The 13,488-nt window shown below is 67.2% G+C and carries 13 protein-coding genes; 9 read left to right on the forward strand and 4 right to left on the reverse strand.

All coding sequences use genetic code 11. The features are described 5' to 3' along the window. The first annotated feature begins 26 nt into the window (after positions 1–26). From U4Y88_RS34575 to U4Y88_RS34605, 7 genes are all read left to right on the forward strand, one after another. On the forward strand, positions 27–692 hold the full coding sequence (locus U4Y88_RS34575) for a paraquat-inducible protein A (protein ID WP_310632751.1): 666 nt from the start codon (positions 27–29) through the stop codon (positions 690–692). Then, positions 685–2,337 (forward strand): intermembrane transport protein PqiB, encoded by a 1,653-nt coding sequence (locus tag U4Y88_RS34580; RefSeq protein ID WP_224004833.1) that lies wholly within the window; start codon positions 685–687, stop codon positions 2,335–2,337. The genes U4Y88_RS34575 and U4Y88_RS34580 overlap by 8 nt, the downstream gene beginning before the upstream one ends. Further along, positions 2,334–3,095, forward strand: a complete 762-nt coding sequence (locus U4Y88_RS34585) for a PqiC family protein (protein WP_321789381.1) — start codon at positions 2,334–2,336, stop codon at positions 3,093–3,095. The genes U4Y88_RS34580 and U4Y88_RS34585 overlap by 4 nt, the downstream gene beginning before the upstream one ends. A gap of 216 nt (positions 3,096–3,311) precedes the next feature. Continuing rightward, a complete protein-coding gene (locus U4Y88_RS34590) occupies positions 3,312–5,555 on the forward strand; it encodes a site-specific recombinase (RefSeq protein WP_321789383.1) in 2,244 nt (747 codons plus the stop codon). Positions 5,556–5,784: 229 nt separating this feature from the next. Continuing rightward, positions 5,785–6,063 carry a type II toxin-antitoxin system RelE/ParE family toxin gene (locus tag U4Y88_RS34595; RefSeq protein ID WP_224004824.1) on the forward strand — a complete coding sequence of 93 codons (279 nt, stop codon included), beginning with the start codon at positions 5,785–5,787 and terminating at the stop codon, positions 6,061–6,063. Positions 6,064–6,073: 10 nt separating this feature from the next. After that, positions 6,074–6,382, forward strand: coding sequence for a HigA family addiction module antitoxin (locus U4Y88_RS34600; protein ID WP_224004821.1), 309 nt, complete (start codon positions 6,074–6,076; stop codon positions 6,380–6,382). A gap of 242 nt (positions 6,383–6,624) precedes the next feature. Continuing rightward, a complete protein-coding gene (locus U4Y88_RS34605) occupies positions 6,625–7,962 on the forward strand; it encodes a THUMP domain-containing class I SAM-dependent RNA methyltransferase (RefSeq protein WP_224004818.1) in 1,338 nt (445 codons plus the stop codon). A gap of 69 nt (positions 7,963–8,031) precedes the next feature. On the opposite strand, the gene U4Y88_RS34610 is transcribed toward U4Y88_RS34605, so the two are convergent. After that, positions 8,032–8,826 carry a glycosyltransferase family 2 protein gene (locus U4Y88_RS34610; RefSeq protein WP_321789384.1) on the reverse strand — a complete coding sequence of 265 codons (795 nt, stop codon included), beginning with the start codon at positions 8,824–8,826 and terminating at the stop codon, positions 8,032–8,034. A 333-nt stretch (positions 8,827–9,159) separates the two neighbouring features. On the opposite strand from U4Y88_RS34610, the gene U4Y88_RS34615 reads away from it, so the two are divergent. After that, positions 9,160–9,552 carry a VOC family protein gene (locus U4Y88_RS34615; RefSeq protein WP_065065108.1) on the forward strand — a complete coding sequence of 131 codons (393 nt, stop codon included), beginning with the start codon at positions 9,160–9,162 and terminating at the stop codon, positions 9,550–9,552. 184 nt (positions 9,553–9,736) lie between these two features. Then, positions 9,737–10,423 carry a YafY family protein gene (locus U4Y88_RS34620; RefSeq protein WP_310632308.1) on the forward strand — a complete coding sequence of 229 codons (687 nt, stop codon included), beginning with the start codon at positions 9,737–9,739 and terminating at the stop codon, positions 10,421–10,423. Between the two features lie 109 nt (positions 10,424–10,532). Here U4Y88_RS34620 and U4Y88_RS34625 read toward each other — a convergent pair whose 3' ends face one another. Genes U4Y88_RS34625 through U4Y88_RS34635 form a run of 3 tightly spaced genes read right to left on the reverse strand, consistent with a single transcriptional unit; the run spans position 10,533 to position 13,473 of the window. Then, on the reverse strand, positions 10,533–11,987 hold the full coding sequence (locus U4Y88_RS34625) for an NAD(P)(+) transhydrogenase (Re/Si-specific) subunit beta (RefSeq protein ID WP_224004800.1): 1,455 nt from the start codon (positions 11,985–11,987) through the stop codon (positions 10,533–10,535). After that, entirely contained in the window at positions 11,988–12,308 is a 321-nt protein-coding gene (locus tag U4Y88_RS34630) for a proton-translocating transhydrogenase family protein (protein ID WP_224004797.1), read from the reverse strand. It abuts the gene before it with no gap. 13 nt (positions 12,309–12,321) lie between these two features. Next, a complete protein-coding gene (locus tag U4Y88_RS34635; RefSeq protein ID WP_224004794.1) occupies positions 12,322–13,473 on the reverse strand; it encodes a Re/Si-specific NAD(P)(+) transhydrogenase subunit alpha in 1,152 nt (383 codons plus the stop codon). Positions 13,474–13,488 lie beyond the last annotated feature (15 nt).

Here is a 13,488-nt window from a genome sequence, read left to right on the forward strand (position 1 = left end):
CCGCATCCCCGTCCCGAGGGCTCGCGATGAACAAATACCTCACCGCCGCCGACGCCGGCCTGATCTCCTGCCACGCCTGCGGCCACGTGCAGCCGCTCCAGCGCCGGATCGGCCATCCGCGCTGCCTGCGCTGCCACTCGCCGCTGCACACGCGCAACCCGGACAGCCTGATGCGCACCTGGGCGCTGCTGATCGCCGCCGCGCTGCTCTACATTCCGGCCAACATCCTGCCGGTCATGCACACGGCCTCGCTGGTCGGCGACGAGGACGACACCATCATGAGCGGCGTCGTCTACTTCTGGACCTCGGGCGACGCGCCGCTCGCCGTGATCGTGTTCATCGCCAGTATCCTGGTGCCCATGCTCAAGCTGTCGGTGCTCGCGCTGCTCTGCTTCACCTCGCAGCGCCGCTCCACCTGGCGCCCCGCCGAGCGCACCAAACTCTACCGTCTGGTCGAATTCATCGGCCGCTGGTCGATGCTGGACGTCTTCGTTGTCACCCTGACCGTGGCGCTGGTACGCTTCCAGTCGCTTGCGGTGATCACGGCGGGCCCCGGCGCCATCGCGTTCGGCTCGGTCGTGATCCTGACGATGATCGCGTCGATGCAGTTCGATCCGCGTCTCATCTGGGATCCGGTAGACGAAGACAAGCAACAACCCACGCAACACTCTCAGGATCACCCACATGAATAGTCCGAAAGGACCGACCCCGGCCGCCGGCGGCTCGGGTTCAGGCGGCGGCGGCTTGCCGCCCGACCTGCCCGAACCGGACATCGTCAAGCCCAAACGCTGGCTGCCCTCGCTCGTCTGGATCGTGCCGCTCGTCGCGGCGCTGATCGGCGTTGCGCTCGTGGTGAAGTCGGTGGCCACGCGCGGGCCCACCATCACCATCAGCTTCATGACCGCCGAAGGGCTCGAACCCGGCAAGACCAAGGTCAAGTACAAGGACGTCGATATCGGCTCGGTGCGCGCCATCAAGCTCTCGCCGAACCTCTCGCGCGTGTTCGTGACCGTCGAGCTGACGAAGGACGCCGAAAACTTCGCCAAGAAGGACAGCCGCTTCTGGGTGGTGCGTCCGCGCGTGGGCGCGAGCGGCGTCTCGGGTCTCGGCACGCTGCTGTCGGGCTCGTATATCGGCGCCGATGCGGGCCGCTCCGACGAAACCGCCAGCGACTTCACCGGGCTGGAAACGCCGCCCGCCGTGACCATCGACGAGAAAGGCCATCGCTACACGCTGCACAGCGAAAACCTCGGCTCGCTCGACATCGGCACGCCGATCTTCTATCGCCGCATCCAGGTGGGCCAGGTCACCGGCTATTCGCTCGACAAGGACGGCACGGGCGTGACCGTGCAGGTGTTCGTGAGCGCGCCGTACGACCAGTACGTGGGCACCAACACGCGCTGGTGGCACGCGAGCGGCGTGAACGTGCAGCTCGATTCGAGCGGCTTCAAGGTCAACACGCAGTCGCTCGCGACGGTCGTGACGGGCGGCCTCGCCTTCCAGGCGCCGCCGGGCCAGGCGATGGGTCCGCAGGCGCCCGACGCCGCCACCTTCACGCTCGCCAGCGACGAAAGCGAGGCAATGCACGAGCCGGACGGCGCGCCGGTGCGCGTGGTCATGTACTTCAACCAGTCGCTGCGCGGTCTCGCGGTGGGCGCGACCGTGGACTTCCGCGGCATCGTGCTCGGCCAGGTGACCGATATCGGCATCGAATACGATCCGAAGGAACACAACTTCACCATGCCGGTGACGATGGATCTGTATCCGCTGCGTCTGTCGCGCCGCACGCGCGGCGAAGCGCCCGCGCCGCATACGCCGCAGAGCCACGAGCTGATCAAGCGGCTCGTCTCGCGTGGTCTGCGCGGCCAGCTGCGCACGGGCAATCTGATCACCGGCCAGCTCTACATCGCGCTCGACATCTTCCCGAAGGCCGGCCCGGCCAAGGTGGATCTCGACCGCGACCCGATGGAGCTGCCGACGGTGCCGAACTCGCTCGAAGAACTGCAGCTGCAAGTGGCCGACATCGCCAAGAAGCTCGATCAGATTCCGTTCGACAAGATCGGCAACAACCTGAACGAATCGCTCAAGAGCGCGAACCAGCTGTTCGGCCAGGTCAACGACCAGCTTCTGCCGCAGATGAAGGGCACGCTCGATGAGGCGCAGAAGACCTTCAGCGCCGCGCAGTCCACCTTGCAGCAGGATTCGCCGCTGCAGTCGGACGTGCACCAGGCGCTGCAGGAACTGACGCGCACGCTGCAATCGCTCAACTCGCTCTCGGATTATCTGGAGCGCCATCCCGAATCGCTGCTGCGCGGCAAATCAGGAGACAAGCCATGACGTTTCGCCGGCGCCCCCTCCGGCGCGTTGCCGCCCTCGCTACCGTGGCTGCCTTGTCGGCGCTCGCGGGCTGCGCCTCGCCCGTGAGCCACTTCTACACGCTGAGCCCGACCGACGACGCGGCGCGCACCCAGCCCGCCGCCGCGACGAGCGGCAACCCGGCGTGGCTGATCGAACTCGCGCCCGTCGACGTGCCGCCGCAGGTCGCGAAGGCGCAGTTCGTCGTGCAGACCGACGCCACGCAGGTGCGCGTGCTCGAACAGGAACGCTGGGCGTCGATGCCCGGCGACGAAATCCGCCGCGCGCTTTCGGGCGACCTCACGCAGCAGCTGAACACGATCGACGTGTACGGTTCGCCGCATCCCGACGGCGTGCCGGTCTATCGCGTGAGCGTGAACGTGCAGCGCTTCGAATCGTGGCCGGGCTCGCACGCCCTGATCGACGCGGTCTGGAGCGTGCGCTCGCTCGATTCGCAGACCGTCATGACTTGCCGCAGCGTGCTCAACGAACCGGTCGGCGACGGTTACGACGCGCTCGTGGTCGGCCACCGCCGCGCCGTCGCGTCGCTGTCGCAGGCGATTTCGAGCGGCGTGCGCGCGCTCGCGGCCGCGCCGCGGGTGAGCGCGCCTGTGACGGGTGGCTCGTCGTCGGCCTCGTCGAAGGGCGGCGCGAAGGCCGTCGTGAAGGCGAAGCCGCCCGTCAGCATCGCCTGCCCGCAAGTCGTACCGACCGCACAATCGGCTGGATCGGCGGGCTGACGCTTTTCCCTCTGCTTTCCCTCTACGTTCTCGATTGCGCGCTGCCTTCCCGACGGAATGCGGCGCGCGACGCTCCCCCTTCCTCATTCGATTCCGTGGCTTTAAGCCAGGCGCGCCCGCGCACATCGGCCAGACCCGATCGGTCCATCTAAAACGGTCAAACGCGCGCGGCCCGCGATAATGTCGGCTTGCCCCACCGCTTTTGACCGTTTGCCTATGTTTCGCTCGTTCCCCACGCTCTGGAAAAAATGGCGCGCCTCGCGCAGCGCAGGCCAGCAGCTCGACGCCCTGCTCGCCACCGCCGACGCCGATGCGCCCTACGCCGAGCGCAGCGACTGGCTGATCGAGCTCGCCCACTGGATTCACCGGCGCGGCACGCTCGACGGCGCCAGCCGCCTGGCTTCGCTCGCACAGGACGCCGTCACGAACTCAGACCATGACGCCGATGCCGCCGTCGATGCCGATGCCGATGCCCCGCCGCCGCCCGAACACGCCCGCCTGCGCTACCTGCTGCACGTGCTCGACCGCAATCCCGGCTGGAAGGCGAATGTCAGCGCCATCGTGCGCAAGCTGCTGCGCGAAAGCGACAGCATCTCGCTGCTCTGCGACGCCGGCATGCCGGTCCACTCGGGTCTGTTCGGCGCGCTGGTCGGCCGCGTCCAGGCGCTGCTGATTCCGCCCGCGCCGAACCGCCGCGATCTCGCCGCGATCGTCACGCTGATGTTCCCCGCCGCGCACGATCCCGAGTGGATCGCAACACTGCCGCCCGACGTGCTCGCACGCCTGCGCGCGCTGATCGCCGAACCGCGCAGCGAAGCCGTGACGCATGACGAATCGCACATCGACGCACAAACCGCCGCGCAAACCAACGCGCCCGAACCCGCGCCATCCGGCGACATCCGCCCCCAGCGCGCGCCGCAAGGCACCGAATTCACGCTCGACCTGCTGACCGCGCTGCACAACCTCAGTTGCCAGATCAGCTCGACGGGCCTCTCGCCGACCGTGCGCAGCCGCCTGTCGCGCGACGAATCGCACGTCGCGGTCGAAAAGCTGCCGTTCTTCCGCCTCACGCGCGCGATGCTCGCCGTGGAAAACGCGCGCGATTCGGGCGACATCGCGCGGCTGCGTCAGGACGTGACGTGGCTGCGCCTGCTGCTCGACGAATGCCGCAAGGCCACCGACGACGTCTTCGCGCATCTCTACCGCCACGGCGTGCGCGTCGATACGGTGTTTCAGGTCCAACGCATGCGCATGCGCATCGTGCGCGCCGAGCAACTGCTCGACGCCTGGATGTCGAGCGACGACGCCCGCACCCAGGCGCGCCTCGCCGCCGATCTCGTCAAGGCGAACCAGCAGAGCCAGAGCGTCTCGCACCTCGTGCGCAGCAATTTCGCGCTGCTCTCGCGCAAGGTGGTCGAGCTGTCCGCCGACACCGGCGAGCACTACATCGCACGCGACCGCGCCGAATATCTGACGATGCTGCGCATGGCGGCGGGCGGCGGCCTTGTCACCGCGGTGACGGTGTACGTGAAGTTCGGCATCACGGGCGCGCATCTGCCATCGATGATCGAAGGACTGTTCGCGGGCATCAACTACGCGCTCAGCTTCCTCGTGATGCACTTCTGCCACTTCTCGCTCGCGACCAAGCAGCCCGCGATGACCGCGCCCACGCTCGCGCGCGAGCTCGACGGCGCGAACGAAGCGCCGGGACGCGTGCGTTTCGTCTCGTCGGTGGTGGCGCTGATCCGCACCCAGGCGGCGGCCGTGCTCGGCAACGTGCTGCTGGTGTTTCCGGCCTGCCTTGCGATCCAGCTCGTCTGCGGCTGGCTGTTTCACGCCGATCTGATCTCGCCCGCCAAGGCGCACGCGACGCTGCAATCGTTCTCGCTGATCGGACCGACGCCGTTCTACGCGGCGCTCACGGGCGTGCTGCTGTGGGCGTCGAGCCTGTTCGCCGGATGGGCCGACAACTGGTTCGTACTCCATCACGTCGAGGACGCGCTCGCGTGGAACCGCCGTCTGCGCATGACGCTCGGCGTCTCGGGCGCAGCGCGGCTCGCGCGCTTTTGCCGTGTGAACGCGGCGGGTGTGTGGGGCAATCTCGTGCTCGGCATGATGCTCGGCCTCGTGCCGGCGATCGTCTCGGCGGTCGCGTTTCACTTCGAGGTGCGCCACGTCACGCTTTCGGCGGGGTCGATCGGCGTGGCGCTGGGCGTGCTCGGCCCGGCGACGTTCAAGAGCGGCGAACTCTGGTGGGCCGTGGCGGGCGTTGCGAGCATGGCGGTGCTCAACGTGACGGTGAGCTTCGCGCTCGCGCTGCAGATGGCGCTGCGCTCGCGCGGCCTCGCGCGCAAGGACGTGCGCCCGCTCATGCGCGCGTTCTGGCGGCGCGTGACGCGGCATCCTGTCGATCTGGTGTGGCCGCTGCGGCGCGGCCAGTTGCGTGAAGACAACGAGTGAACACCACGTTTTGATCTGCCGTTCGGCCAACGTTGCTGCCCAGGTTGACGTTGGCCATCGCGTGCTCGCCGCCCCAGGCGCCACGCTAAGGGACGCATTCGCCTCGCACTCGACCTGCTGGCAGCAGGCACGCATTCATCCGTCTGCGAGGCGTCCCTTATGTTTGATCTACGTCGCGGCGCGTCACTCGAAGCCGTTGCCGCGTGTAGTCACCTGGGCTACAGTCCTCATGATTCGAACCTTTCGGCACAAAGGTCTTGCATCGTTTTTTCTGGAAGGCAGCAAGGCGGGCATCCAGGCGCATCACGCGCCGCGTCTGCGCATCCTGCTCGGCGCGCTCGATCAGGCGCGCGGGCCGCACGACATGAACGCGCCGCCCTGGCGCCTGCACGCGCTGCAAGGCAGCCTCGCCGGCCACTGGGCGGTGTGGGTGAACGGCAACTGGCGCCTCACCTTCCTGTTCGAAGGCGCCGACGCGATCCTCGTCGATTACCAGGACTACCACTGAGGGCACACGCATGAGCAGAATGCATAATCCGCCGCATCCCGGCGAGGTACTGCGGGACTGGATTCCCGCGGCGGTCACCGTCACGCAGGCGGCGCACGAGCTGCACATCAACCGCGTCACGCTGTCGAACCTGCTGAACGGCAAGGCCGGCATGACTGCCAATCTCGCGCTGCGGCTTTCGGCGTGGCTCGGCACCACGCCGGAACACTGGCTCGGGCTGCAGGCGCAATGGGATCTCTGGCAGGCGCGCCGCCAGCCGCGTCCGCGCATCCGGCCGCTCGCGCGCGTGGCCGCACAAGCCGATCTGGCGGCGAACTGAGGGCATGCAGAGAGCGAGCAGAAGCCGCACGGAGGGCGCGTAACGTCCGCCCGAAGGCGTTCTGCCACGCGCCAGCGCGTGCGGTTGCGAGGCACCTCGCAGCCACTTCGCGAGCCGTCCCGCCAGCCGCCGCGCGAGCGTCCGCAGCCCGCGTCGTCGTCCGGCGCGGACACGCGTCCCGGCGCGCCCTCACAACCCGCGTACAATAGCGCCTTCCCCCGCAGCGTCACCTCTCTTCTCTCATGTCTTTCGATTTCTTCGCCCCCTGCCCGCGTGGCCTCGAAGCCGCGCTCGCCGCCGAACTCGCGGAAACCGCGCAACGGCGCCTGCCGCCCGGCGCGCTCCAGGTCGGCGCCGAAGTACCCGGCGGCGTGCATTTCCGCGGCAACTGGGCCGGCGGCATGGCCGCGAACCTGCATTCGCGCATCGCGAGCCGCGTGCTCCTCAAGATCGCCCAGCGTCCGTATCGCGGCGAACAGGACATCTACGCGCTCGCCCGCGAACAACAGTGGGAAAAGTGGTTCTCGCCGAACGAGACGATCCGCATCGACATCACCGCGATCAAATCGCCGCTGCGCAGCCTCGAATTCGCCACGCTGCGCGTGAAGGATGCGATCTGCGACCGCATGCGCGACAAGGCCGGCTCGCGTCCGAGCGTCGATACCGCCTATCCCGACGTGCGCATCTTCGCGTTCCTGACCGCCACCGAGTGCACGCTTTATCTCGACACCTCGGGCGAGCCGCTGTTCAAGCGCGGCTGGCGTCTCGACAAGGGTGCAGCGCCGCTGCGCGAGAATCTCGCGGCCGGCATCCTGCGCCTCACGGGCTGGACGCCCGAGCAGCCGCTCTACGATCCGATGTGCGGCTCCGGCACCTTCCTCGCGGAAGCCTGGCAGGTCGGGCTCGACATCGCGCCGGGTCTGGAACGCAGCTTCGGCTTCGAGCGCCTCAAGCAGGCCGACTCGGCCGCCTGGCGCCATCTGAAAAGCGAGGCCAACACGGCGCGCAACACGGCGCTGAGCCGCGCGAAAGACCTGCATATCTTCGGCAGCGACATTTCGGACGTGATGCTCGACAAGGCGCGCGCCAACTTCACGCGCGCCGGGCTCGGCAAAGTGCCGCTCAAGCAGCTCGACGCCCGCAACATGACGCCGCCCGCCGAGGGCGACGGCATTCTGGTGGCGAACCCGCCGTACGGCGAGCGTATCGAGGTGCGCGGCCGCAACGCGCGCGGTGAACTGCGTGAGCGCAATCCGCGTAACGAAGACGATTACGATGCACCGGAAGCGTTCCGCCGCGTCCACACCGACGCGCCCGACGCCGAGTTCTTCCAGGCGTTCGGCGATGCGCTCAAGCAGCGCTTCACGGGCTGGCGCGCGTTCATCCTCACCTCGGACCGCAAGCTGCCGGGCCAGTTGCGCCTGCGCGAATCGGCCAAGACGCCGCTGTTCAACGGCGCGCTCGAATGCCGTCTGTTCCGCTTCGACCTGATCGCGGGCAGCGTGCGTCAGCGTCCGGCGGCGAGTAATGCCGATGCGGGTACTCAATCCGCAGACAAACCCGCAGACTCGCGCGAGTAAGCAGCACCTTCACCGGCGCGGCCCCATGCCGCGCCGGAACCGCCCCACCTCGCTTCACCTCGCGCTCACTCACACGCGCGACGGCCCCACCTCCGCACCGCGCGCATCGACGGCCAGCGGATACCCTTCGTACTCGGGAAACAACTTCGGCAGCAGAAAATCCGGCAGGCTGTAGCGCGAGAAACAACGCGACGTCGAAGCCGGATGGATCAGATGCAGGCAACTCGCGCGCGCATCCTCGGCGGCGAGCACTTTCTGGCCCGCGCTCACCACGCGGCGGATAAAGCTTTCGTCCTCGCCGAGATTCACATCGTCGAAGCTTGCGATCTCGAACAGCGACTTGCGATACACGTAGGCGAAACCGTAGAAGAGGATGAAGTCGGCGCCGATCTGCATCTTCTCGTGGAAGGTCACGGTGCCGACTTCCTGCCCCTTCAGTTCATAGTGCAGCCCGACGCGCGCGTTCAGGTCCATGTAGCCGAGAAAACGCGTGTGCGGCGCGTACATCCAGAACGTCGAGAGCTTCATCAGCGCGGCGTCGTTCGCGCGCAGCATCGCGGTCATGTCGGCGAGATAGTGCGAGGCGTAGTGGTCGTCGTCGTCGAAATGGGCGATCAGTTCGCCGCGTGCCTCGCTCACCAGCCGGTTGCGCTTGGCGCCGATCGTCAGACGCTCGCTCGACCAGAAGTAGCGCACGCGCGCGTCGCGCTGCGCGAGATCGCGCATGAAAGCGCTCGGCGCGGGGCTGTCGTCGAATACTAGCCACTCCCAGTCGACCTGCTGGCGCGCCACGCAGCGCGCGATGGCGGGCAGGAAGGCGTCGCGGTTCGCTGTGGGCGTGATGATGGAAACGTTTGGAGACATGGACGAGGCAATGAGAGAAGCGGCCGCGTTCCGTGAAGCGGCGGCCGAAGATCAAGGCGGATGAATCGATCGGGATGAATCGATTACAACAGAGTCGCGTCCGCGCCTCTCTCAGAAAAACTCGAAAGCGCGTCGCGCAATCGACGCAGCCTACTGACAGGACGCTGTCAGCAGGCGGGCCGCACACTCCTTTCCACGCCGTCCGCGCACCGTCAAACACGGCCAATACCGCAAAACACGGCGAACTACCCGGCAAGCCCGGCTCGCGCCACTTGCCGTCATCTGCTGCCAGTTTCTTTACGTCGTCCAACCTGCTCATTCGAGGAGCGCATCATGTCGACCGTTGAAGCCACCCGCGTCATCTCGTGGTTCGAAATCCCCGCGCACGATCTGGAGCGCGCCGCGCGGTTCTACGAAACCGCTTTCGATACGTCCTTGCAGCGCGAAGTCATGGGCGGCGTGCCGATGGCCCTGTTCGCGCACACCGACAACGAAACCGGCGGCTGCATCGTGTTCAATCCGCGCGACGCCCGGCCCGATACCAAGGGCGTGCTCGTCTATCTGAACGCGCAGCCCTCGGTCACCGCCGTGCTCGATCGCGTCGAGAAAGCCGGCGGCAGGAAGGAAGGCCCGGCGCTGGAGCTGCCGAACAATTACGGCTACATCGGCTTCTTCATCGATACGGAGGGCAACCGCGTCGGGCTGCACGCGGCCAAGCTGGGCTGAGCGCGGTGCGGCGGTGCGGTCTCGTGCTTGAAGTAAGGCGGCATCGCGGTCAAGCGCTGCGCGCGCACGGCGCTATCATCAGCGCAATGCGATCTGCGCAACGCGATCCGCGCGCCGCCGCGCCCGTCACGCAAGCCCGCAGCCGCCCCATTCACGCCCATCGACTCTCCCGCGCCCGCCCGCCATGACCCGCCGCGCCGACCGACTTTTCCGCATCGCCGAACTGCTGCGCGGGCGCCGCCTCACCACGGCGCAGCAGCTTGCCGAGTGGCTCGAAGTCTCGCCGCGCACCGTCTATCGCGACGTGCGCGACCTGCAACTCTCGGGCGTGCCGATCGAGGGCGAAGCGGGCATCGGCTACCGGCTCGCGCGCACCGCGAGTCTGCCGCCGCTAACCTTCACCGCCGACGAACTCACCGCGCTCGCCGTCGGCGCGCGCATGGCCGAATCGTGGGGCGGCGCGGCGCTCGGCACGGGCGCGCGCGGCGCGCTCGCGAAGATCGCCGCGGCCATGCCCGCCGAGAAGCGCGCAGTGCTCGAACGCATCGCCGTGTTCGCGCCGTCGTATCACGTCGATCCCGCGTATTCGGAGAAAGTGGATGCGCTGCATCGCGCCGTCGATTCGCGGCTCGTGGTGCGTTTCGCGTATTGCGACCGCATCGGCGCGCAAACACAGCGGCGCGTCTGGCCGCTCGGGCTCGTCTATTGGGGCGCGCAGTGGACAGTCGGCGCGTGGTGCGAAATGCGCGAAGGCTTTCGCAATTTCAACATCGCGCGCATGGAAGGCGTGGAAGTGCTCGAACCGTTTCCCGACGTGAGCGGACGTCGGCTCGCCGATTATCTGCGGCACGTGAACGCGCCGTCGCGCTGACGTTTGCCGCACCTCGGACACCGCGCCGCGCGCGCAATAAAAAAGCGCGCATCGCTGCGCGCTTTACCCCCTGCGAAAAGGTAGACGAAGCGACGGATAAAACCCGCGCCTACTCCACCGCCTTCACCATATCCTCGATCACCTTTTTCGCATCGCCGAACACCATCATGGTCTTGTCCATGTAGAAGAGTTCGTTGTCGAGACCCGCGTAACCGGCCGCCATCGACCGCTTGTTGACGATGATCGTGCGCGCCTTGTACGCCTCGATAATCGGCATGCCCGCGATCGGCGACTTCGGATCGTTCTTCGCCGCCGGATTCACCACGTCGTTCGCGCCGAGCACCAGCACCACGTCGGTCTGGCCGAACTCGTTGTTGATGTCCTCCATCTCGAACACCATGTCGTAGGGCACTTCGGCTTCGGCGAGCAGCACGTTCATGTGGCCCGGCATGCGGCCCGCGACCGGGTGAATCGCGTAACGCACGTCCACGCCTTTTTCGACGAGCTTGTCGGTCAGCTCCTTCAGCGCATGCTGCGCGCGCGCCACGGCGAGACCGTAGCCCGGCACGATCACCACGCTTTCGGCATTGCCGAGCATGAACGAGGCGTCGTCGGCGGAACCGGATTTCACCGGACGCTGTTCCTGCGCGCCGCCCGCCGCCGCCCCGCCCGCTTCGGCGCCGAAGCCGCCCAGCAGCACGTTGAAGAACGAGCGGTTCATCGCGTGGCACATGATGTACGAGAGGATCGCGCCCGACGAGCCGACCAGCGAACCGGCGATGATCAGCATCGCGTTGTTCAGCGAGAAGCCGATGCCCGCCGCCGCCCAGCCCGAGTACGAGTTGAGCATCGAGACCACCACGGGCATGTCCGCGCCACCGATCGGAATGATGATGAGCACGCCCAGCGCGAACGCGATCAGCGTCATGATGATGAACGGCAGCCACGACTGCGTGACGAAGAACAGGATGCCGAAACCGATCATGCCGAGCGCGAGCATCAGGTTGATCAGATGCTGGCCCGCATAGACCACGGGCGCGCCCTGAAACAGCCGGAACTTGTACTTGCCCGAGAGCTTGCCGAAGGCGATCACCGAGCCGCTGAACGTAATCGCGCCCACGAAGGTGCCGATAAACAGTTCGATGCGGTTGCCGTACGGCAGGAAGCCCGGATACGGCGCGTCCTCCGCGACCAGCCCGAACGCGGCCGGCTCCGACACCACCGCATACGCGATGCACACCGCCGCGAGACCGATCAGCGAGTGCATGGCCGCGACGAGTTCGGGCATCTTGGTCATCTCGACGCGCGCGGCCACGAACGCACCGAGCCCGCCGCCGACGATCAGCGCCGCGAACAGCAGCCCGAGGCCGAGCCCGAGATTCGAGCCGAACTGTGCGGACTCCTTGACGATCAGCGCGAGGGTCGTGAGGATGGCGATCGCCATGCCGACCATGCCGAACAGATTGCCGGCGCGCGCGCTGCGCGGATTCGACAAGCCCTTGAGCGCCTGGATGAAGCAAACCGACGCCACCAGGTAAAGCAGCGTAACGACGTTCATGCTCATTTACGCGCCCTCCTTGCTCGTGATTTTCTTCGGCTCTTTCTTGCGGAACATCTCCAGCATGCGCCGCGTGACTAGAAAGCCGCCGAACACGTTCACCGCAGCCAGCAGCACGGCCAGCGTGCCGAAGAACTTGCCCGCGAAACCGACGGTCAGGCCGGTGGCGAGCATCGCGCCCACGATCACGATCGCGGAGATCGCATTGGTCACGGCCATGAGCGGCGTATGCAGCGCGGGCGTGACGTTCCAGACCACGTGATAGCCCACGTACACGGCCAGCACGAAGATGATCAGGTTGATGACGGTATGGTTGATGAGTTCCATCTCGGTCTCCTCGTCATGCCTTGCGCGTGACGGCGCCGTCGCGAGCCAGCAGCGTGGCCGCGACGATGTCGTCCGCGAGGTCGATGTTGAGCGTGCCTTCCTTCGCGATGATCAGCTTGAGGAAGTCGAGCAGATTGCGCGCGTAGAGCGCCGACGCATCGGCGGCCACCATCGACGCAAGATTCGTGTAGCCGCAGATCTGCACGCCGTGCGCCGTCACCACCTGGTCCGCAACGGTGAGCGGGCAATTGCCGCCGCGCCGCCCCGTGGCCGCATCGGCGACCGGGCCGCGTCCGGCCGCGAGGTCGATCACCACCGAGCCCGGCTTCATCGCCTGCACGGTTTCCGATGGCAGCAGCGTGGGCGCGTCGCGGCCCGGAATCAGCGCGGTCGAGATGACGATGTCGGCCTGGCGCGCGCGCTCGTGCACGAGCGCCGACTGGCGCGCGAGCCACGACGGCGGCATGGGCCGCGCGTAGCCGCCCACGCCTTGCGCGGCTTCGCGCTCCTCGTCGGTTTCGTAGGGCACGTCGAGGAATTTCGCGCCGAGCGATTCGATCTGCTCCTTCACGGCCGGACGCACGTCCGAGGCCTCGATCACCGCGCCGAGGCGCTTCGCCGTGGCGATCGCCTGCAGGCCCGCCACGCCCGCGCCGAGAATCAGCACGCGCGCGGCCTTCACGGTGCCGGCGGCGGTCATCAGCATGGGCATGAAGCGCGGATACAGATTCGACGCCACCAGCACCGCCTTGTACCCGGCGATATTGGCCTGCGACGAGAGCACGTCGAGGCTTTGCGCGCGCGTGGTGCGCGGCGCGGCTTCGAGCGCGAACGCGGTCAGGCCCGCTTCGGCGAGCTTTTGCGCGTTGTCTGCATTAAAGGGATCGAGCATGCCGACCAGCGTCGCGCCGCGCTTCATGAAGGCGAGTTCGCTGACGCTGGGCGACTGGACCTTGAGCACGAGATCGGCGCCGAATGCGGCGGCCGCGTCGGCGATCTGCGCGCCGACGGCCGTATAGGTCTCGTCGGGAAAGCTCGCGCCGACACCGGCGCCCGCCTGAATGGTGACCGTATGGCCCTGCGCGACGTATTTCTTGACGGTCTCCGGCGTCGCGGCCACACGGCTTTCGTTCGCCCGGGTTTCTGCGGGCACTCCGATATGCATCGTTGTTTCCTCCTC

This window comes from Paraburkholderia sp. J94 (genome assembly GCF_905220285.1).
Taxonomy (GTDB): Bacteria; Pseudomonadota; Gammaproteobacteria; order Burkholderiales; family Burkholderiaceae; genus Paraburkholderia; species Paraburkholderia tropica_A.

Coding starts and splice junctions, on each gene's coding strand:
- U4Y88_RS34575 (WP_310632751.1), top strand. CDS start 27: ATGAACAAATACCTCACCGCCGCCGACGCCGGCCTGATCTCCTGCCAC.
- U4Y88_RS34580 (WP_224004833.1), top strand. CDS start 685: ATGAATAGTCCGAAAGGACCGACCCCGGCCGCCGGCGGCTCGGGTTCA.
- U4Y88_RS34585 (WP_321789381.1), top strand. CDS start 2,334: ATGACGTTTCGCCGGCGCCCCCTCCGGCGCGTTGCCGCCCTCGCTACC.
- U4Y88_RS34590 (WP_321789383.1), top strand. CDS start 3,312: ATGTTTCGCTCGTTCCCCACGCTCTGGAAAAAATGGCGCGCCTCGCGC.
- U4Y88_RS34595 (WP_224004824.1), top strand. CDS start 5,785: ATGATTCGAACCTTTCGGCACAAAGGTCTTGCATCGTTTTTTCTGGAA.
- U4Y88_RS34600 (WP_224004821.1), top strand. CDS start 6,074: ATGAGCAGAATGCATAATCCGCCGCATCCCGGCGAGGTACTGCGGGAC.
- U4Y88_RS34605 (WP_224004818.1), top strand. CDS start 6,625: ATGTCTTTCGATTTCTTCGCCCCCTGCCCGCGTGGCCTCGAAGCCGCG.
- U4Y88_RS34610 (WP_321789384.1), bottom strand. CDS start 8,826: ATGTCTCCAAACGTTTCCATCATCACGCCCACAGCGAACCGCGACGCC.
- U4Y88_RS34615 (WP_065065108.1), top strand. CDS start 9,160: ATGTCGACCGTTGAAGCCACCCGCGTCATCTCGTGGTTCGAAATCCCC.
- U4Y88_RS34620 (WP_310632308.1), top strand. CDS start 9,737: ATGACCCGCCGCGCCGACCGACTTTTCCGCATCGCCGAACTGCTGCGC.
- U4Y88_RS34625 (WP_224004800.1), bottom strand. CDS start 11,987: ATGAGCATGAACGTCGTTACGCTGCTTTACCTGGTGGCGTCGGTTTGC.
- U4Y88_RS34630 (WP_224004797.1), bottom strand. CDS start 12,308: ATGGAACTCATCAACCATACCGTCATCAACCTGATCATCTTCGTGCTG.
- U4Y88_RS34635 (WP_224004794.1), bottom strand. CDS start 13,473: ATGCATATCGGAGTGCCCGCAGAAACCCGGGCGAACGAAAGCCGTGTG.